Here is a 21,825-nt window from a genome sequence, read left to right as displayed (position 1 = left end):
AGTCTTTGGATCGGTATCAACTGTCGTAAGACGCATGCCCGAGGCCCCGACCTTCTCGATCGTCATCTGTGCTTTCCGGTCGCCGTCGGTGCAACGGTCCTGGTCCGGCGGAACTTGCGCGAACGCCCCCGCGTTTCGTAGCGGAGGAGGAACACCCCATGTCAGTCCCATTCGAACCCATCGTGCCGCCGCCGTTTGTTCCGCCGCCTGACAACCCGCCGCCGGAGCCCGACCGCATCCCCGGCGAGGAACCTCAGCCCGATCCCGAACCAGATGAGGGCGCTGCCTCAAGCAGTCTGAAGTCGTCGCACTGCTCGACGTGGGGCTCCGTCCGAAGACAGAGTGTCGGACATGACGGAGTGGAGAGATAGTCTGCGTCTGGCGCTCGTCGATACCTTCGTCGTCGATGGGGCGAAGCAACAGGAAGTCTTCGACGCGATCATTGAAGAAATCGCCGGTTTGCGAACTGCCTACGCCCGGACTCCCGATCGCCCAGGTGCGGAGGCCGAGGAACCGTCGAACAAGTGGCCAGACCTTACGATGTCCACGATCTCGCTCGCACGCTTCGGCGGCTGGCAGCTTAGCAGGCCTGAATCACAGGCGCTGCGGGAAATTAAATACTCCGAATTTCAGGAAATCCGAACACATCAGAACTATATAAAGGCAACCACCCTTCTCCGGTGAGTAAAGTTCCCTCCGACACAGAGAGATCTGGTGACCGATCACGAAACCGGCGACGAGCCTGACTGGAACCCCGAGCAGCTACGCAATGCGATCAAGGCCGCAGGCGTCGCCCTTTGGACCTGGAACGTCGACGACGGTACCTTCTTGATGGACGCCAAAGGATACGAACTCTGGGACGTCTCGCGAGGGAGCCCGCTGACATTCGAGCGGTTGTCGGCGAAGATTCATCCGGCCGACCGCGACAGGGTACGATCCGCCTTTGTCGCCACCCGAGTGCTAGCCGGCCCATACGAGATTGACTTCAGGATATTGACGGACGCCTCTGACGTCCGTTGGATCTCCGCTCGCGGTCAAGGCAACGACGCAGGCATCGTCGCCCGGATGATGTCTGGAATATTTTTGGATGTTACCGGTCGCAAACAAGCGGAAGAAGGGCACGAACTGCTGGCCGGCGAAATGAGCCACCGCGTCAAGAATCTGTTGGCGCTCGCTTCCGGTCTTACCGCTATCACCTCCCGGTCGACGACGTCGAAGGAGGACATGGTCCTGCAGCTCACGCAACGCCTGGCGGCCCTCGGGCGGGCCCACGACCTCGTCCGCCCGCTCAAGGGCGGACAAGGAAATGCCGCCCTTCTTGGAGATTTGTTCACGGTTCTACTCGCACCCTACGACGACGAAGGCGCGTTTGCGGGGCGCATTCGCGTCGCAGTTCCTCGTATGGGCGTTGGCGAGTCGTCGGCGACGAGCCTTGCACTCGTCATTCATGAACTGGCCACCAACTCCCTCAAATACGGTGCGCTCTCGGTGGAAACGGGGACCTTGGACGTGTCTGGCGTTCTGGCGGAAGGTGAGGTCGAAATCGCCTGGAGCGAGCAGGGCGGACCCGTCGTCGTACCTCCCTTAAGTGCCGACGGTTATGGCAGCAAACTTCTCCATCGCGCAGTCACCGGTCAGCTCGACGGTTCGATCGGCTACGACTGGACCCCGAGCGGGTTGGTCGTCGTACTTCGATTAAAGGAAAACCGGTTGTCGGTGTGAGCGCCCTATTGGGGCTTCCTCTGTTGCCGGCCGTCGTTCGCTTGCCTGATGAACGGTCACTCGGCGGCTTGACGGAGGGGGTACTCTTGTGGGAGCTCCGCGGGAGCGATGATCTCGAATTCCGTGGGCATGGCGTGCTGATCGGTTCCCAGGAGCTCCAGCGTCCAGTAGTCAGGATCCTTACCGAAGACCGTGGAGACCTGAACGATCGTCGCTCGTCCGTCGAAGTACTTCGAGGATTTCGCCCAGTAAAACGCGCCGGGAACCAAACTCGTTGCAACCATGGAGCCCACTCCAGTAACCCGTGGACGATAGCAGAAATCCTGGAAATGAGAATGCCTCAGCTTGTTTAGATCGCCATTGGGCGGATAACGATCACCCGTCGACCCACCGAGCTTCCAATTCGCGTCTTCGCCGCCGACCCTCCGGAGCAGAGACCGTGGGGCGAAAGCTCGCCCAAGCGGGTGGCCTACAGTTCTGAGCGACCGCAGGCGGCGCGCGCTGGGCTCCTCGATCGGTGCTCGATACTTGGCCTCACGTCGGGCGTGTCGTCTGTCGTGTTGCTATTTCCCACGATGCTCCCCCGCTATCTCAAGCGTCGTAGTGTCACTGCTTGGCGGGCCTATACCGATATATCGGTAAGGCCCGCCGGAGCGGTCAACGCGACTTCTTGTAAAGCTGCTCGGCGATTTCGAACATTTCCTCCGGCGCGTAGTCCGGAGTGAAGGCCGAAGGCACGCCGACAAGCTGCTGAATCTTGCCGCCTTCAGGCATGCCGTCGACGACTTCGAGTTCGCCGGGAGGGTCGCCGGGGAGTGCCACTTCGTCATTACTCCAGATGCCGGCGATCTCCTTGTAGTCGTTCGGGCTCCAGGTATAGAGCCGACGATGCGAGCCTTCGTCGAGGTATTGCTGGCATTCCGGAATATTCGCAAGCGGGATGTTGGGGCAGGGAAGGAACTTCTCGATCTCCACGCCGGTAATTTTTTTCAATGCCAGCGCGTACGCGTGGGCATGAACGGAGCCACGAACGAGCAGATAGCCGCAGACCGCGCGGCCTGTCGGATCGGTCACCGTTTCGTAGACGCGCAGCTTGTGTAGGCGGGCGCCGCATTCGAGATGGAAGTTATGGAGCAGATCCAGGACCACGTTGCCCGTGGTCGTAATGAAGTCGTTGTTCCAAGACTGCCCGTTGCTGTTGATCGGCATTGCGCCGCCGCCACCGGATAGAAAGCTTGCAGCGAGACGGATCTCCTTCATTGCCTCGAAAGGTCCGCCCGAAATATCGCCGCCGTCACCTTCGTCGCCATCGGGAATATCTGGCCCATTGTTGAGCATGGCGACGCCGTTGCTGACGAGTTCGACGTGGCCGAGTTCCTCCGCCGTGATGCTGGCAACTAGGCTATAAAAGGGCCGAAGCTTCGATTTCGAGCGAAAGTTGAAGCTCTGAAACATGTAGTTTCCAAGCGTGGACATTTCGCCGTACTTTCCGCCAAGCAGTTCCTGTAACGCCGCTGCGGCATTCGGGTCGGCGGCTTTCGGCGGCGGTAGTTCTGCCTGCAATTGGTCGACGCGCATGAACATGATCGAGTTCCTTTCGGTTGGTGGAAATCAGCGAACCTTTATCGGTCGCCGTTGTTCCCGGAATTCGACCTCCCCACAGGAGGCATCCCATTGCTAGCCCGATCGGGAAGCAATTTGGTTCGATCGGGACCAGGGAATTTTCCTCGAAGGGCATCCGTCATATAACGAAGTGAAGGCGCTTGCCGAGGTTGTGATTCCCTGGCGCCTCGCAAGTCGGAGATCCGACGGATGCCGACACCATTGGGTGGACTGGACAGGTTGCAGCGTCAGAAGCCGCGGGCGCTTCGCACGGACTTCCCTCGGTTTGCGAATTCCGAAGCGTCCCTATTCCCCTGGGATAGCCAGATCGATGGAGAATTAAAGGTCGAACTCATCTTTAGTGACCCGAGGAACCCGAGTGACCAGGGATGCAAGTTCGCCGCGGCAGATGATCAGGTAACGATGATCATCAGCATGGAAGAGTAGCTCGAGCGCGCGACGCCCGTCGGCATGCTCAACTGCGTATTCAAGGCGAGTGATGTGATGACAATCGACAGTGACTGCCCGAGAAACTGGTTCATGTTGCTCGCCTTCAGATCGCGGATCGCCAGCATGTCGGCATCCGCAAATCATAAAGGAGGTATTGAGCTGACCTCAGCGGTCGTATGTCCTTGTTCCATTGAGCGGGGCGGACGACGCGCTTTGAGAAGCTGGCTGCCCCTGGCGCCGCCTCCGTTGGTTAAAAACTACAAAATTTCTATTCGATATCCTTGGTGTCTGGTTTCTCTGCGTTCTGCTGTTCGGCAAAAAGCGACCATGCAGCGATAAACAGGGCTGCAATCAGGGGGCCGATGACAAAACCATTGATGCCGAACAGGGAGATGCCGCCTACCGTCGAGATCAGCACCACATAATCGGGCAGCCGCGTCCCCTGGCCCACCAGTGGCGGACGCAGCAGGTTGTCGATTAGCCCTATGACAAATACGCCGACGAGAACCAGGATCGCTGCTTTCAACCAGGCACCCATGAGGACTAGCCAGATGGCGACTGGAACCCATACGAGCGCTGCTCCAATTGCAGGCAGCATCGACAGGAGAGTCATCGTGACGCCCCACAACAGGGCGGCCTCGACTCCCAGAGCCCAAAATGTCACGCCACCGATCGTGCCCTGAATGATCGCAATGATGATATTTCCCTTGACGGTGGCCCGAACGACAGCGGAAAACTTGTCGCGAAACTGCCGGGTATAGTCGTCGTTGAGAGGGATTGCATCTCGGATCGCGCGGCCGAGGTCAGCCCCATCCCGGAAGAGGAAGAAAAGCAGATAAAGCATGATCCCGAAGCTGACGAAGAATTGCAGCGTGTTTTGGCCAAAACTCAGCAGGCTGCCGGCGACCGACCGGCTTGCCTGTACTGCGCCTGAGGAGATGTTAGCGCGAAGTTCCGCAAAGCCGCCAAGTTTCAATGAGTTCAGCCAGTTGTCGACGAAGCCGGGCAACGCATTCTGAATCCGGACCAGATAGTCATTGAGGTCGATTTCGTTGCTGCTTATCCGTTGGTAAAGACTGGTGCCTTCCTGGATAAGAGAAATGAGGATAATCAATGCCGGCACGATGACGAGACCGATGCACATCAACACCGTCAGCAGGGCAGCGATGCCTCGGCGGCCTCCCAGCAAAAGCGCCAGTCGCATGTTCACTGGAAAGAAGATGATAGCAAGGATCACTGCCCAGAAAACAGCTGCGTAATAGGGGACAAGCAGCCAGATGAACGCGATCGTCACCAGCGCTAGCAAGACATAAAAACTCGTACGTTGGATAGACATGTCTGCCTTTTCGCTGGTCAGTCTCCACTCCTAACCATAGCCGCGTCACTGCATAAGGCCAACGCGAATCGACCTGCGAGGAACGTGGACCACCCGACTGGCGCACGGGAGACGTACACGTCCCCTAAGCCGTCGATAGCACGTCGGTAAAGACGGGTCCTGGCTCGAGCGTTTGCCGCCAGCCGCGCTCCGCGATTTCGCATCTGGGAGACCCTCACTAGCGAAAGCCCGCGCATGGGATAGTGCCGCGGTTCAGAAGCTCGGTGGCGCTCACCAGAACAATGCAAAGCAAAGCGCCTTCCAGCTGCGGCGCGGTGTCAACTGGATACGAATGCCCACCACCCGTACGCCGACGCCGCTGCGTTCAGGACGAGCGCGCCGGCTGCGGCCCAGCGCGTTGGATGGATTAAGACCATCGCCGCCAGTGCTACTGCCGAAATCGCAAAAGTCATCTTCCCTACCCCGTGAGGCCCCCCAACGTCCGCACCCCCATCTGATCAAGCGGGGTAACTAGTATCACCCCAGGTCGAGGGGTTACAGCGTGACTTATCGAGTACAGATAATCTAGTAATACTAATCCAAACTGCTACGTGGACATAATACTGTTTTAATAATATTTCTAGCGCCATGTATTTTGCGTAGGGGCGTAATATGACTTCAGTATCTGTAGCGTTGATTGACGACCACCCCTTGATGTTGGCAGGATTGACTGACATCCTCAACAAACAGTCTCCATTTATCGTCGCCGCGACTGGTTCAACCGCAGAAGAAGCCTTAGATATAGGATTAAAACTGAAGCCGAATGTTTTTATTGTTGATTTGATGATGCCTGGAAATATTTTCGACACTATCACGAAACTCGTCGAAAAGATTCGGACCAAAATTCTTGTTTTTACAGCGATGACAGGGAGCGATTACGCCGTGCGCGCCCTTAACGCGGGCGCAAGCGGATATGTCCTCAAAGGAAGCAGCGCTCAGGAACTCATCCAGGCTATAGCAACCGTCCATCGCGGCGATATGTTCATCACCCCGGCGTTTGCCTGCAAAGTCATTGAGGAGCTTAAAATAGCCTCGCTCCGAAAAATGGCCGGCGGGGAAGTGAAGCTTAGCATACGGGAGGGCCAAATCATCAGGATGCTTCTGCGCGGATTCACAAACCGCCAGATTGCGACGGATCTGCAAATTGGCGAGAAGACGGTAAAGAACTATATGACGATCCTGATGCAAAAGTTGAACGCGCGAAACCGCCTGGAAGTGCTGATTGCCGCTCAAAAGCTCGAGGGGAGCAGGGACCCGGCTCTGCGCCACTAGATGCCATTGCCCTCCAGCGGCACCACGATCCGAAGTTCCGTTCCGAGTCCGATCTGTTGGAGGATGTCGACTCGGCCGCCGAACGCTTCAACCCGGTTGCGAATGCCCTGAAGGCCGAGCGGTCTGCGGCGTCCATTAGAGCTGCCGCTCGCAAAACCTGGACCGTCATCGCAAATGACGACCGTTATGGCCGACAGATCGGCTGAAGCGGACACACGCTGGTTACGACCTGCACCGTGACGGAAAGCGTTGTTGAGCCCCTCTTGAACTATTCGATATAGACAGATCTTCAACGGATGTGCGACACGCTCGGGCAGCCCGTCATATGTCGACGTGACCTTTGATCCGGTCGCATACTCGTGCTGTTCAACCGCCATACGCAAGGCCGCCTCTAAGGCCAGATGTTCGGTCTCCGGCATGACCAGCCCTGTCGAAAGCTCACGCAACTCAGTCAGGACCTGGCTTGCGATATGCGACGGCGCAAGGTCGGATTCCTTCACATCGGACGCGCAATCGAAGGCAGTCCTCGACGTGCCGGCCGTGCTGGCGGAACCCCCCAATCTGAGAATCAACAAACTGAGAAGTTGAACAGGACCATCGTGCAGGTCGGAACCGATGCGGTTCAAGAGCTGCTCGTTCGATTTCGTCGCATCCATGCGCGCTTTGTCGGCTGCCTTGCGAAGCTCGGTATTTTGCCGGGCCAGCGCCTGGGCCTGTGTCAGTTGCACCTTTAGCGTCGTTCTTTGACTGGCGATAATATTGCTCGCGCGCCGGACGATGAGGAAAAGCAGAGCCATGATAGCAAGGGTTGTTGCGCCGACGAGCGCCCATGTGTGACGCTGAACTCGGTCACTTTGGGCGGCGAACTCGGCTGCATCCTCGTAAAGCTCTCCGACTGCGATAATGTCGCGAGTACCGGACCGATAGATGGGCGCGTAGATTTCGACGAGCGGTCTATCGGCGGAGGAACTGTCAGCATCGCCGTCGTTATGGCCATTTTCAAGTTGTGCAACAACCTGTCCCGCGAAAGCCCGTTCGATCTCACTCGATGGAAAGGTCTTTCCAATGAGAGATTTGTCGGTGCTGTAGATCACCAGCCCGTCATGGCGCCAGATCCTGAAGCTCTCGACTCGCCGTGCGAGATCGGTGCCGATTAGCAGATCGTCCAGTTCGTTTCGACGCGCTTCGGAGACCTGCGGGTCGTTTTCGGATCCCTCAACGTGCCGCGCAAGAAAGCCCTCCATATAAAGGGCTCCGGATTCGGCCCGGCTTCTGAGCTGATTGGCGGCGATCTGCACGTTCAGCCATTCGCCAAGGATTGCCATTGAACCGCAGACGACTAGGCCGGCAACTATCAAAAATTGCGTGGTTAGTTCAAGGCGTTGCCAGAAGGCGACGATCTCGACGTTTTCGCCGCCAGACCTCTTCCTGAATGGGACGTAAGTCACATTTTTTCCGGGCCCAAGGTCCCGTCCTCCTGCAGACGAAAGTCCATGCATGTCGCCGGACCTTTGGAACTATCCCGTGGCCTCTCGGCGCGACAAGATCAATCATCGCAGAGAATGCTGAAGATTTTCCTATTGGCCGTTCATACCTTGGGCGCCCGAGTAGAAAATCTCTCGCAAAACAAACGATGCCTGCAAGCGCAGGGTTGGGAAGAAGCATTGCCGGAACGATAGCGGTTCCCGTGCAACCAAAGGGGAGAGTACAAATGGTTACCTATATTCGATCGGATCTCGATTTCATCTTGGCGCAGATCAAGATTGCGGAACGGCACGCCGCAGGCGAGCCGCTGTTCGGCCAGGGCGGTCTTATCCCCACCTACAACCTGGCTTGGGGCCTACGTACGGTCGATGGCACCTACAACAATCTCTACCACCCGGAATGGGGCGCTTCCGACAACGAATTCCCCGAAGGGTTGGGCACGGATTTCCGCACTATCATGGTGCCTGCTGGCCCGGGTGGGCCGCTTGTGCCGGTGAGCTATACGCCCGGTGTCGACAATGACGGGCCGGGAACCGCTGGCCCCAGTGATGTGTTCGACCCAACAGTCCGGACAATTTCGAACCTCCTCGTCGACCAAACCCTCGGCAACCCGTCTGCCATCCTGACTGCCTTGCAAAGGGCAGGCATTGTTGCCGGGCCAGACCAGATGACGGTCACCGCGCAGATTTCTGCGGCCTACGCCCCGCTCGTGGACGAATTCAAAGCCGTGTCGGACGCCCAGCGCGGTTATGCGGCAGCATCGGCCGCAGCCTCGGCAAGCCCGGCCAACGTTCCGCTGCAGGAGGCCGCCGCCGCCGCCGCGGCAGTCCTCGCGGCTGCCGAAACAGCACTGGATGCCGTCGATGACGAGCTCATGGCACTTCTTGTGGCCGCTGGCATCGAACTGGATGGTCCCAACGTTGTCATTACCAATACCGCGCCCGACGAGGGGCTGTCGGCACCGTTCAATTCCTGGTTCACGCTGTTTGGCCAGTTCTTTGATCATGGTCTCGATCTCGTCAACAAGGGCGGCAATGGTACCGTATTCATTCCGCTGCTGCCGGATGATCCGCTCTACGTTGAAGGCGGAAATACCAATTTCATGGTCCTCACCCGCGCGACATTGGCAGGACCAGGTCCGGACGGTGTCGTGGGAACGGGCGATGACACCGATCGTCCCGTCAATACAACCACCGCCTTCGTCGACCAGAACCAGACCTATACCTCACACCCATCTCATCAGGTTTTCCTGCGGGAATATGTACTCAATGCCGCCGGCGATCCCGTAGCGACGGGCAAGCTTATAGAGGGCGGCAATGGCGGCATGGCAACCTGGGCGGATCTCAAGGCCCAGGCCGCCGACATTCTGGGCATCCAGCTCGTCGATGCCAATGTCGGCAACGTTCCGCTTCTTGCCACCGATGCTTACGGCAACTTCCTTCGCGGCCCGAACGGCTTTCCGCAAATGGTGACGGCAAGCGGCCTTATCGAGGGCGATCCGTCCGCCAATGGCGGTCTCGGCGTTTTGGTTCCTGCCAATGCTATCCTGACCGGCCATGCCTTCCTCGCCGACATCGCTCACAACGCGGTTCCGACCGGACTTGCCGACGGTGACATCGAGATTGGCCTTGAAAATCCGGGCAACGAACCCGGCGTCTACGACAACGAATTGCTCGACGCGCACTATATCGCTGGCGACGGTCGTGCCAACGAGAATATCGGCCTGACCGCCGTCCACCATGTGTTCCATTCCGAGCACAACCGGCTCATGGAGCACACAAAAGCGGTGGTGCTGGCGACAGGCGACAACGCCTTTATTCAGCAATGGCTGGTCCCCGGCGCAAACATCGCCGACGGCGTTCAAGATCTCGAGTGGAATGGCGAACGGCTCTTCCAGGCAGCCAAGTTCGGTACCGAAATGCAGTATCAGCATCTGGTGTTCGAAGAATTCGCCCGCAAGATCCAGCCGAATATCAACGTTTTCCTCGTTCCGGACGGGTATGACGTCACGATCGATCCCTCGATCGTCGCCGAGTTCGCCCATGTGGTTTATCGCTTCGGCCACTCGATGCTGACCGAGACGATCGATCGGTACGATCCGAGCTTCAGCGAAAATGACATCGGTCTGATCGAAGGCTTCCTGAACCCGCTTCAGTTCGAAAACAACGGGACCGGCGCGACCGTCGATGCCAATATCTCGGCCGGTGCCATCATCCGCGGCATGACCCGGCAGGTCGGCAACGAGATTGATGAATTTATCACCAGCGCACTCCGTAACAACCTTCTCGGACTGCCGCTCGATCTTGCGACCATAAACCTGGCGCGTGGCCGCGACACAGGCGTGCCCTCTCTCAACGAGGCCCGTCGGCAGTTCTACCTCGCCACCAACGAAGATTCCCTGCTCAAGCCTTACGAGAGCTGGGTCGATTTCGCCGGCCACCTCAAGCACGAAGCCTCGATCATCAACTTCATTGCAGCCTATGGGACGCATTCTCTGATCACCGGAGAAACGACGATCGAGGGGAAACGCGACGCAGCGCTGACACTGATCACGGGTATTGCCACAGGCAAATTCGCGACGATGGCTGGGTTCGTGGTCCCGGCCGACGCGGTCGACTTCCTCAATGCAACCGGTGCTTATGCGGGCGGTTCACTCGGCGGGCTGGAAGATATCGATCTCTGGATCGGCGGTCTGGCCGAAGCGATCATGCCTTTCGGCGGCATGCTGGGCTCCACCTTCAACTTTGTCTTCGAGATACAGATGGAGAAGCTCCAGAGCGGCGACCGCTTCTATTATCTACAGCGCCTCGACGGTTTGCACCTGTTCGGCGAAATGGAGAACAACTCCTTTGCCGCGATGATCATGCGCAACACCGACGCGACGCATCTACCATCCGATGTGTTCTCGACCCCGGGCCTAATCCTGGAAGTCGATCAAACGCGACAATTCAATGACCTCGACGGTGACGGCGTGCTCGAGAGCAGCGATCCGACGGGAAGCGGCATCCTGACACCGTTGGTGATCCGTAATAATCCGGTCACCGTCGGTCCAGACGGCAATTATCTCCGCTATACCGGCGGCGATCACATTGTCCTCGGCGGTACTGATAATGCCGACATTCTCGTTGCCGGCATTGGCGACGACACGCTCTTCGGCGATGCCGGCAACGACAGGCTCGAAGGTGGTTTTGGCAACGATATCATCAATGCCGGCGACGGCGACGACATCGTGACCGACAGCGGTGGTGACGATAATTTCAAGCTCGGCGCCGGCAACGACGTGGTTCACGCCGGCCCAGGTCTCGACCTGGTCATGGGCAACGACGGTCAGGACTTCATCTTCCTGGGCACGGATATGGGCTCGGAGGTCTTCGCAGGCACAGGCAACGACTTCATCTACGGCAACCGAAACGCCGAACGAATCCTTGGTAACGAGGGAAATGACTGGATTGAGACCGGCACCTTCGACGGTGCCCCCGGTGACAATTTCGATGAAATCTTTTCTCACGACCTGATTGACGGGCACGACGTGTTCCTCGGCGATGGCGGGTTTGACGAGTTCATCGGCGAAGGCGGCGACGACATCATGGTCGGAAGCGCTGGTCGCGGCAAAATGGTCGGTATGTCGGGCTTCGACTGGGCGACCTACAAGGACAATGTCCTCGGAGTGAACGCCAATATCTCGATACCGATCATCTTCGACGAGGCCCCGATCCTGCCAGAAAACGCCGCTCTCGACGAGTACGAGTCGATTGAAGGCCTGTCCGGTACCCGGTTCAACGACGTGCTCACCGGCTCGGAAGCTCTGGCGGCTGATCGCCTGCCGGCACCACAAGGCGGTACAGAAGGTTATGCCGGCAGCGCGCTCGACGCCGACGGCATCGCCCTCATCAATGGCCTTCAGGCATTGCTCGGCGCCGGAGTGACCTCATTTTCTGCCGGTGACATCATCCTCGGCGGTGATGGCAGCGACGTCATGAAAGGCCTTGCCGGCGACGACATCATTGACGGCGACAAATGGCTCGATGTGCAGATCGGCGTCTTCGCGCTTGAGGACGTCAATCATACCGGCACACCAAGCGAACTGGTCAACAGCATGACGGCATTGGCGGCTCGCATGTTCAACGGGACGATCAATCCCGGTCAACTTGCGATCGTTCGGACCATCCGGACCGATACGACGGGCGGCGATATCGACACTGCCGCCTTCCAGGGCGCCCGCGCCGATTATACGTTCGGCGCAACCGCCGATGGACAAGTCACCGTCACCGACGTCACCGAGATCAACCTCGACGGCTCCGACCGACTGCGCAATGTGGAGCGGCTCCAGTTTACCGATGGAGCTGTCGGCCTGATCGTCGGTACGGAAGCCAATGATGTTCTCAACGGCACCGCTGGCGATGATCTGATGCTTGGCCTGGGTGGTAACGACACCCTGAACGGTGGCGACGGCAACGACATCCTCGTCGGTGGCCCCAGCACGGCCAGCTCTTCAGGCAGCTACGCCGATAATTTCAACAACACGGCGCAGAATGGAACGAGTGGCGCAACACCATGGACGTCGTCCTGGGTCGAGACGGGCGACAATAGCGGCACAAACAGCGCTTCGGCAGGCCAGATCCGTATCGACGACGGCACCAATCAGCTGCGCCTGCGCGATGACGACAACGATCCAGGCAACGGCACGGCGACGATCACGCGAACGGTAAATCTGTCGGGGGCGTCGACCGCCACCGTCAGCTATACCTTCAATGAGAACGGCTTTGATGGAGGAGAGACGGTCACGGTGCAGTTCGCCGCCGACGGGGTCAACTTCAATCAGACGATCCAGACCATAGACGGGAATTCCGGCAACGGATCGAGGGTCAACATTCCCTTGAACGGGCCGTTCGGCGCCAATTCGGCGATCCGCTTTGTGGTGGCCGGCACGAACAACAACGGCGATTTTGTCGGTATCGACGACTTGTCGATCGCTTTCTCCAGTGCTGCCGAGATACTGAACGGCGGTGCCGGTAACGATACTTATGTCATCAATCTCGGCGACGGGTTCGATATCATCAACGAAACTAGCGGCAGCGACCGCATCACGGTCGGAGGAACCGTGCCACCGGCGCTGCCGGCCGCCCTCGACGGGCTCAACATGTTCGAAGTGACGACCGGCGGCGGCAACGACGATCTCGTGGTCCAGTTCAACGGCCAGCAAGCCACCGTCACTGATCACTTCGACACAGTCGGCGAGGCTGTAGAGTTCATCAACTTCAATGGCAGTACATTCGAAGGCTACGCTCTGACCGGCGACTATGCACTGAGCACGGATGATACCGGTGAGCGGACTGCCGCAGTCGGCATCAATACGGCGCTGGCAGGCACGACGGGTAGCGATACGCTGACCGGCAATACCGGCTTCGACCTGCTCTTCGGCCATGACGGCAACGATACGCTCAATGGCGGCCTCGGTGAGGATCTGCTCGTTGGCGGTATCGGCAGCGACACACTCGACGGCGGCGACGATATCGACACGTTGGTCGGCGGCGCCGGAAACGACACCTATATCGACGACACCGGCGAAGATCTGATCGTCGAGGCCACGGGTGGCGGAACCGACACGGTCGAGACGACCGCGGCACTCTACACGCTGGCGGCCTTCGCCAATGTCGAGAACCTGACCTATACGGGTGTCGATGCCGACCAGTTCGTTGGTACTGGCAATGACGGCAATAACGTCATCACCGGCGGCGATCTCGCTGATACTCTAACAGGCCTTGGCGGTAACGACACGCTGAACGGCGGCCTTGGTGCCGACACCATGGTGGGTGGTATCGGCGATGACATCTACGCCGTCGACGATGCAGGCGACGTGGTGACGGAACTGGCGGCAGGCGGCACGGACCGGGTCGATGCCAGCATCGACTACACGCTTGGCGCCGAGGTGGAGAACCTCAATCTCAATGGCGCGGCGGTCACCGGTCGCGGCAACACGCTCGCCAATACGATCAACGGCAACGGCGCCGCCAACCAGCTCTTCGGCGGAGGCAACAACGATACGCTCAATGGCGATGACGGCAATGATCTGCTCGACGGCGGCGAAGGCAACGACACGCTGAATGGCGGCGACGACAACGACACGATCATCGGCGGTGCCGGCAATGACACCATCGATGTGGGCGGTGGTGTCAACACCATCATCTACAGTGCGACCGGCTTCGGGGCTGACAGCATCAGCAGCTTCGACGCCACCGGTGGAACGCCGGCGACCCAGGATCGCATCGACCTTAGCGGACTGGGAGTAACGGCGGCGAACTTCAACAACCGGGTGTTCGAAACGGCCAGCGGCGCCAACACGATCATCACCATCCGCGAGAATGGACCGGCCTCGACCATCCAGGGCACGATCCAGATCAACGGTGTCAATAATGCCGGCATCGATATCTCCGACTTCACGCTCGCCACTGCCGGCAATGTGATCACTGGCGCTGCAGCCGGACAGACGCATAACGGCACCGGCGGTGCCGACACGATCAACGCCCTCGGTGGCAACGACACGGTCAATGCCGGAGCCGGCAACGACATTGTCAACGGCGGGACAGGCAACGACACGCTGAACGGCGATGCCGGTGACGACACCTTCAACTGGAACGCCAACAACGCGGCGGCGGCGTCACTGGCCAATTCCGATGGTCGCGATGTCGTCAATGGCGGCACGGAGGGCCAGGCCGGTGACACCTTCGTGATCACAGGCAATGGCGCAGTCGCGGAGACCTACCGCATCTACACCCGCGCTGCATGGGACGCTCTGGCCGGCAATAATGGTGCAAGCCTCAATGCCGCAACCGAGATCGTCGTGACGCGGGGAGCCAATACCGATTTCGCCACCTCCGTCATTGCCGAGTTGCGCGAGATCGAGGAGATCCGCATCAACGGGGCCGAGCCGTCCGGAGCTGGCACGTCCGGCGGCGACACGTTCCAGGTGATCGGGGATTTTGGCGGGACAAGTCTGCGGCTGAACACCATCACCATCGACGGTGACGCCGGTGACGATACGATCGACATTTCGGCTCTGACCTCGGCGCATCGCATCGTATTCCGCTCGAACGGCGGCAACGACACGATTGTCGGCACCTTGCGGCCGCAGGACGTCATCGAACTGCCCGCAGGCGCGACTGCCGATGACTACGAGGTCACGACTGACCAGAACGGCGTGACAACGATGACAGGCAACCAGCATAGTATTCGCTTCACCAGCCAGGGCGGCCTGCCGCAATTCAACGGCAATGGCGATGACGAAACCGATACGCCGCCGCCAGCACCGCCGACACCGCCGACTCCCGAAGCAACAACGGGAGCCCCGATTGCCGGTACTGCCGCAGCCGATGTTCTTCTCGGCACCGCAAGCGGAGAAATGATCGTCGCATTCGGCGGCAATGACGTGGCAACCGGCGGTGCCGGCAGCGACATCATGCGCGGCGATGACGGTGACGATCTCCTCAGTGGGGAGGCCGGCAACGACATGGTCTTCGGCGGCGCCGGAAACGACGACCTGCTGGGCGGCGCCGGCAATGACATGCTCTATGGCGACGCTGGATCTGACCGCGTCTTCGGCGATGCCGGCGACGACATGATCCAGACCGGTGCCGGCAACGACACCGCCCATGGCGGCGACGGCAACGACATGTTCGTCGCCGAAACCGGCGACGGCGATGACGTCTACTATGGCGATGCCGGCAGCGACACGCTGGATCTGGCGGCGATCACCGCCAACCTGACGGTCGACCTCGGCAGCGGCTTCATGGGCAGAGGAAATGCATCGAGCAGTCAGTCGGGTAACGATACGCTCTGGAACATCGAGAATGTCGTGACGGGCTCCGGAAGCGATACGATCACTGCCAACGCTTCCGTCAACATCATCGACGGCGGGGCAGGAAATGACAAGTTCCTGTTCCGTTCCGAAGCGGACGCCGACGGCGATACGATCATAGGCTTCCAGCCCGGAGACAAGATCGACCTCAGTGGCACTGACGCCAACAATGCTCTCTCCGGAAACCAGGCCTTCACCTTGGTAGCCGCCTCGACACTCAGTGGCCCTGCGCAACTGATCGTCACGCACGAGACCCGTGCCGACGGCGACTATACGGTCGTGCAGGGAAGCGTCGACGGCGACAGCAGTGCCGAACTCCGCCTGAACATAAAGGGGAACCACAACCTCACCACTTCGGATTTCAACCTGTAATCCGTGAGATGCAGCGTTCCGGCTTTGCCGGAGCGCTGCATGCGCCAACATCAGCAAGAAATGGTGAACGACATGCGTCCCAAGACTCCGTTGACCGGCAACAAGCGCAAACAGGTCGAGAAACTGACACAAGGACTTCGGGGAATATTCGTATTCCTCTTCATCACGTCCGGCGTCATCAATGTTCTCGCGCTGACCGGTTCCTTCTACATGCTGCAGATTTACGATCGTGCGTTGACCAGCGGCAGCGTTCCCACACTGCTTGGACTTTCGGCACTGGCGATCGGCCTCTATCTGTTTCAAGGATTCTTCGACATCATCCGATCGCAGATCCTGGTTCGCATGGGCGCTCGGCTCGACAGCCGCATCGCTCCCATGGCGCATCAAGTGGCAATCGACATGCCGCGTTTCGGTTTTTCGACAGCAGAAGCTCTGGAGCGCGGGCGCGATGTCGATACGGTTCGGGCTTTCCTCGGTGGCCAAGGCCCAGTCGCCCTATTCGACCTTCCTTGGGTACCCCTCTATCTGATCTTCGTCTACATGCTTCACCCCTACCTGGGTGCGCTCACCTTCGCCGGCGCCTTCGTCCTTTCCATGCTGACGATCGCGACGGAACTCATGACCCGTCGGCTTGCAAGCGCCACACACAGGTCGGGAATAGAGCGCAATGCGATCGCCGATTCCAATGCCCGCAACGCCGACATCCTGAAGGCCATGGGATTTGCGGGACGAGCGGTGGATCGTTTCAACCGCGCCAATCAGGATCATCTCGAGCTACAGACCCGCACGAATGACATCAGCGGCACATTTGGGGCCATATCCCGTGTGCTGCGAATGATCCTGCAGTCGGCCGTTCTCGGTCTCGGTGCCTGGCTGACGATCCAGGGCGAGCTATCGGCTGGCGCAATCATCGCCGCTTCGGTTGCCTCGGCGCGCGCGCTTGCTCCCGTCGATCTCGCCATTGGAAATTGGAAGAGTTTTGTTGCTGCCCGCACCGCGTTCATTCGGCTGAAGGAGACGGTCATAGCACTGACGGGAACCACACCTCCGATGACACTGCCTGCACCTGCCCACTCGCTGAAGGTGGAGAAGATGACCGTGGCTGCTCCCGGCTCTGGAAGGGTCCTGCTCAGTGAAGTCAGTTTCGAGATCGCTGCGGGACAGGCGCTCGGTATCATAGGGCCAAGCGGCGGCGGCAAGACGACGCTCGCACGCGCGCTGACCGGCATCTGGCCGACCCTTCGCGGTAGCGTCAGGCTTGACGATGCTGAACTCACGCAGTGGTCGGACGCCGATCTCGGTCAACATGTGGGATATCTGCCGCAGGATGTGGCGCTGCTCGATGCGACGATCGAAGAAAACATATCCCGGCTGGAACCAGAGGTCGACGCCCGTGCTATTGTCGACGCGGCCCAAACGACAGGCATTCATGAGATGATCGTGCGAATGCCAGACGGCTATCGCACAGCTTTGGGTCCTCAAGGCGTTTCGCTTTCGGCCGGGCAGCGGCAGCGCATCGGCCTTGCAAGGGCACTTTATCGCAATCCCTTCATCGTCGTCATGGACGAACCCAATTCGAACCTCGATGGGGAGGGGGAGATGGCACTCACCCAGGCGATCAAGGCGGTCCGCGCCCGCGGCGGCATCGCGATCGTGATCGCCCATCGACCCAGCGCTCTCACGGCGGTCGATACGGTTGCTGTTATCCAGAACGGAAAGATGGTGGCGTTCGGTCCGAAGGACGAAATCCTCAAGCCATCGGCGACAGAAACCTTCAGCAGACCCGCGGGCGCGACTCAGGTCGGGTCACGCATCACAGCGAGGATGTCGGAATGATCGAGGTAAAGGGAACAAAATCCGCCAAGATAGAAGACGATCCGCACGACCGGTATGTGCTCAAGTCCGAGGACAAACATTTAAGGGTCCCGCTGTTTTTTTCGCTCCTTTTGACGGGATTCGCGCTCTATCTGAAAAGTGCTCTGTCAAGCCGGCAAGAGGCCCCGGATGCAGAACAGCAACCGGCCGACGACCTTCCTGACGCCGCGCCGGTAATCGACACCAGCACGACCGGCTCCACGGTTCAGCCGCAGGACGAGGCGGATGAACGGGCACCAGCGGCAAGGAAGGCGGTGGTTATTCCACTCTCCAACCATAAAAATGCCGTGAGTTACCCTCTGACGGAATCCCTGCCTATAGAATTCAACCGGATCAACTTGCCAAGTTTGGCGCTGCTGAAAACGTTCAACGGGATCTCTGTTTCATTCCATGCATCGAACGACAATGTCTGGACGGCTCCGAAGCAAGCACTTTCGGTTGTGAGACCTCCTCCGTCCAGCGGAGATAAAGCCCGTCCTTCCAATGCCCAACCCGCAACCGAAAAGGCTGCCAACCGTGCGCCTCGCGTCAGCGGTCCGGTCACGCTCGCGGATGTTTCCGGTTGCGCAGGTGCGTTGATCGGTCTGGTCGATCTTCTGCGAGGCAGCGTGGATCCGGACGGCGACGCGATGTCGATCAAGGACATCAGCGTATCTTCGGGCCGACTGGTGCAGACAGCCGGCGGCTGGACATATGATGCCGCCATGCTCGGCCCGGTGACCATCACCTACCAGATCAGCGACGGCAAGGTCTCGGTGTCGCAGACCGCCCAGTTCTCCGTCGTCAAGCCGCCGCCTATTCTCGGAACGGCTGGCGACGACCTGCTTGTTGGCAGCAGTTGCGGCGACGACATCGGTGGACTGGCCGGCAATGACAACATTGACGCCAGGGACGGTAGCGACACTGTGAGCGGCGGCGATGGAAACGACAACATCGTGGCCGGCAGCGGGAACGATATTGTTTTCGCGGGTGACGGCGATGACGTTGTTCTTGCCGGATTGGGCGACGATCAGATCTGGGGAGGTGCAGGCAACGACCGCTTGTATGGCGAGGAGGGCAGAGACAGCATCTTTGGCGACGCTGGCGATGATGTGCTCAGCGGCGGTGCCGGCAACGATATGCTGCTCGGAGGTGACGGCCACGACATCTTGACTGGCGATGCCGACAATGACGTCATCGATGGCGAAGGTGGCAACGACAGGCTCGACGGCGGAGACGGTAGGGATATCCTACTCGGGCACAAGGGCACCGACAGCCTCGACGGCGGCGCCGGCGACGACGTGTTAAGCGGCGGTGACGATCGCGACACGGTCAAGGGAGGCTCAGGCGATGACGCGATTATCGGCAATGCTGATCGGGCAAACGACGGTTATGACGGTGGATCGGGTATTGATGTGCTCGATTATTCAGCGCTCGCCGAGGCGGTAGAGATCAATCTGGCAAACGGTACAGCCTCCGGCGCCGAGATTTGCAACGATACAATCTCGAATTTCGAAATCGTGCGCGCCGGTTCCAGCGATGATTCAGTCACGGGCAGTGCAGAGGCCGAGGAAATACACGGCAACAAGGGAAACGATCATCTCCGCGGCGGCGCCGGCACGGACCTCGTCGAAGGTGGTGACGGGGATGATATCGTTGTCGGTGACGCTGATGGGGCGGCAGACAGTTACGATGGTGGAAACGGCATCGACACCCTCGATTATTCTGCAGCCGTCCTGTCGATTGTCGTTGATCTCGTCGCCGCAAATGCAAGCGGGGCCGAAATTGGCAACGACAGCATAAGCAGGTTCGAAGTCATCAAAACCGGCGAAGGCGACGACATATTGCGCGACGATGAAGACGTCGATTGCCTCTCTGCCGGCGACGGTGATGATGTCGTGGTGGCGGCTGCCGATGCGTCGGATGACGACTACCGAGGTGAGGAAGGTCTCGACACGATCGACTATTCGCAGGCCGCACACGGCGTGCTCATCGACCTGAATACCGGCACCGCCACCGGTTTTGATGTCGGGCAAGATCTCATCGACGGATTCGAAAAGGTCGTGGGCGGCGCAGGCAATGACGTCGTCCGCGTCGGGTCGGCGGCCGTTCTCATCGAAGGCGGAACTGGCGATGACACGTTCGAGTTCAGCGTGCCGGCCGGCGAAAGCAGCGCCGATCTCGTTCATCAGATCCTGGATTTCATGGTGGGAGACCGCATCGATGTATCGAAGTACAAGATCTTCGAGGAGGTCATGGACGGCCTGGAGGAACGTTTCGAGAATATTTATGGCGAAAAGGCTGCTGCAGAAGCCCTGCCGATCCGGGTTCGCCATGAGGTAACGGACGAATTGAGCCAGACCTTCATCGAAGTCGATATGGACAAGGATCAGCATTACGAAATGACGATCAATCTTACGGGCCACCACTTGCTCGTGATTGTCGAGAATGCATGAAAAACGGCTCGGGAGAAAAGAAGTGTTCCATACCCAGACGAAAGCACCGCCTCCGCTCGCACCTGATACGAACAATACGTTTCCGGTGGCATCGCGCGTTCTCGCCGGAGTAACTCTAGGACTGCTGCTCTTTGCTGGCGCAGGCGGATGGGCGGCGACGACCCAACTGCAGGGCGCCATCATCGCACCAGGCATCATCAAGGTTGATCGCAATCTGAAATCAATTCAGCATCGCGACGGCGGCATTGTCAGTGAAATCGCGATCAAGGAAGGTGATTTCGTGTCGAAGGGGCAGATCATGCTACGCCTCGACGACGCCCAGACTCGTGCCGAACTTTCCATTGTCAGGGCGCAACTCGTCGAGCTGACGGCGCGGCAGGCGCGGTTGATCGCCGAACGCGACAACCAGGGCGAAATCGCCTTCGCGCCAGAGTTCGCCGCAACCCTTTCCGAATTTCCTCTTGTCTCCTCCGGCGAGCGCCGTCTGTTCGATGGAAACCGGCGCAATCGACAAAATCAAAAGCAGCAGCTGCAATACGGAATATCGCAGCTCGAAGAAGAGCTGAAGGGCCTCATTGCCCAGCATGAGGCAAAAACCGACGAACTCGAACTCGTGCGGATCGAACACGTTAAGATCAAGGGTCTGGCCGACAAGAAGCTCATCGACACGTCACGCAAATATTTTATCGATCGCGAACTGACGAAGCTGACGGGCGAGAACGGCGAAGTTCAGGCCAATATTGCGCGCTCGAGAGCACGAATGAGCGAAATCCAGGTTCAGATCATCGCCATCGATGAGGCGGCACGTACGGAGGCGCAACGCGAACTGAGCATCATAGAACCGAAAATCTCCGAGTTGACGGAACGGCGTATCGCGGTCGAAGATCGCCTGTCGCGCACCGATATCAGGGCTCCATTGTCGGGAACGGTGAACGAGCTCTTTGTTCACACGATCGGCGGCGTCATCACACCGGCCGAAAAGCTGGTGACGCTGGTGCCGAATGACGCCGCACTTAAGATTCAGGCCAGACTGTCACCAACCGACATCGATCAAGTATTTGTCGGGCAGGATGCAAGAATGCGGTTCTCTGCCTTCAACCAACGTGCAACGCCGGAGCTTCACGGCAGCATCGCCTACGTCTCAGCGGCCACCAGCACCGATCCTGCGACAGGGCAAATATTCTACCTGGCCGATGTCGCGGTGCCCCCCGCCGAGCTTGCAAGACTTGGCCCCAATAGGCTTCTGCCCGGAATGCCGGTGGAAGTCTTTGTCTCCACCGAAGAGCGAACCGCGATGTCATTTTTTGCCAAACCGCTCACCGATCAGTTCAATCGCGCATTCCGAGAAGAATAACTGCACGCGCTCCGCAGCGATGTTGCCG

12 protein-coding genes are annotated in these 21,825 nt (G+C 59.1%); 7 read left to right on the top strand and 5 right to left on the bottom strand.

Annotated elements, in window-relative coordinates; translation table 11 throughout:
- The first annotated feature begins 351 nt into the window (after window positions 1-351).
- Together FFM53_RS36540 and FFM53_RS27965 are read left to right on the top strand one after the other, a co-directional pair.
- Entirely contained in the window at window positions 352-684 is a 333-nt protein-coding gene (locus FFM53_RS36540) for a hypothetical protein (RefSeq protein WP_246413316.1), read from the top strand.
- A 30-nt stretch (window positions 685-714) separates the two neighbouring features.
- Window positions 715-1,722, top strand: a complete 1,008-nt coding sequence (locus FFM53_RS27965) for a sensor histidine kinase (RefSeq protein WP_138334881.1) — start codon at window positions 715-717, stop codon at window positions 1,720-1,722.
- A gap of 56 nt (window positions 1,723-1,778) precedes the next feature.
- Here FFM53_RS27965 and FFM53_RS27960 read toward each other — a convergent pair whose 3' ends face one another.
- From FFM53_RS27960 to FFM53_RS27945, 4 genes are all read right to left on the bottom strand, one after another.
- The gene (locus FFM53_RS27960) at window positions 1,779-2,006 is read right to left on the bottom strand and encodes a hypothetical protein (protein ID WP_138334880.1); all 228 of its coding nucleotides are present in this window, start codon (window positions 2,004-2,006) and stop codon (window positions 1,779-1,781) included.
- A 373-nt stretch (window positions 2,007-2,379) separates the two neighbouring features.
- Window positions 2,380-3,306 (bottom strand): manganese catalase family protein, encoded by a 927-nt coding sequence (locus FFM53_RS27955; RefSeq protein WP_138334879.1) that lies wholly within the window; start codon window positions 3,304-3,306, stop codon window positions 2,380-2,382.
- 431 nt (window positions 3,307-3,737) lie between these two features.
- On the bottom strand, window positions 3,738-3,899 hold the full coding sequence (locus FFM53_RS27950) for a hypothetical protein (protein ID WP_171600334.1): 162 nt from the start codon (window positions 3,897-3,899) through the stop codon (window positions 3,738-3,740).
- 143 nt (window positions 3,900-4,042) lie between these two features.
- Window positions 4,043-5,110 carry an AI-2E family transporter gene (locus FFM53_RS27945; protein WP_138388572.1) on the bottom strand — a complete coding sequence of 356 codons (1,068 nt, stop codon included), beginning with the start codon at window positions 5,108-5,110 and terminating at the stop codon, window positions 4,043-4,045.
- Between the two features lie 651 nt (window positions 5,111-5,761).
- Here FFM53_RS27945 and FFM53_RS27940 point away from each other — a divergent pair.
- Window positions 5,762-6,421 carry a response regulator gene (locus FFM53_RS27940; protein WP_138388573.1) on the top strand — a complete coding sequence of 220 codons (660 nt, stop codon included), beginning with the start codon at window positions 5,762-5,764 and terminating at the stop codon, window positions 6,419-6,421.
- Here the strand turns inward: FFM53_RS27940 and FFM53_RS27935 are convergent.
- Window positions 6,418-7,920, bottom strand: a complete 1,503-nt coding sequence (locus FFM53_RS27935) for a sensor histidine kinase (RefSeq protein WP_138388574.1) — start codon at window positions 7,918-7,920, stop codon at window positions 6,418-6,420. The genes FFM53_RS27940 and FFM53_RS27935 overlap by 4 nt on opposite strands.
- A 212-nt stretch (window positions 7,921-8,132) precedes the next feature.
- Here FFM53_RS27935 and FFM53_RS27930 point away from each other — a divergent pair, with 212 nt between their 5' ends.
- The 4 genes from FFM53_RS27930 to FFM53_RS27915 all read left to right on the top strand — a co-directional run bounded on the left by FFM53_RS27930 (window position 8,133) and on the right by FFM53_RS27915 (window position 21,797).
- Window positions 8,133-16,133: a peroxidase family protein gene (locus tag FFM53_RS27930; protein ID WP_138388575.1), complete on the top strand. Its 8,001-nt coding sequence runs from the start codon at window positions 8,133-8,135 to the stop codon at window positions 16,131-16,133.
- A 72-nt stretch (window positions 16,134-16,205) separates the two neighbouring features.
- Window positions 16,206-17,969, top strand: a complete 1,764-nt coding sequence (locus FFM53_RS27925; protein WP_138334874.1) for a type I secretion system permease/ATPase — start codon at window positions 16,206-16,208, stop codon at window positions 17,967-17,969.
- Window positions 17,966-20,443, top strand: coding sequence for a cadherin-like domain-containing protein (locus FFM53_RS27920; protein ID WP_138388576.1), 2,478 nt, complete (start codon window positions 17,966-17,968; stop codon window positions 20,441-20,443). The genes FFM53_RS27925 and FFM53_RS27920 overlap by 4 nt, the downstream gene beginning before the upstream one ends.
- A 22-nt stretch (window positions 20,444-20,465) precedes the next feature.
- Entirely contained in the window at window positions 20,466-21,797 is a 1,332-nt protein-coding gene (locus FFM53_RS27915) for an HlyD family type I secretion periplasmic adaptor subunit (RefSeq protein ID WP_246413234.1), read from the top strand.
- Window positions 21,798-21,825 lie beyond the last annotated feature (28 nt).

It is taken from the genome of Rhizobium indicum (genome assembly GCF_005862305.2).
In the GTDB taxonomy this organism is placed as follows: domain Bacteria; phylum Pseudomonadota; class Alphaproteobacteria; order Rhizobiales; family Rhizobiaceae; genus Rhizobium; species Rhizobium indicum.
The sequence above is the reverse complement of the archived record's forward strand: the minus strand, read 5'-3'. Positions and strand labels throughout refer to the sequence as shown.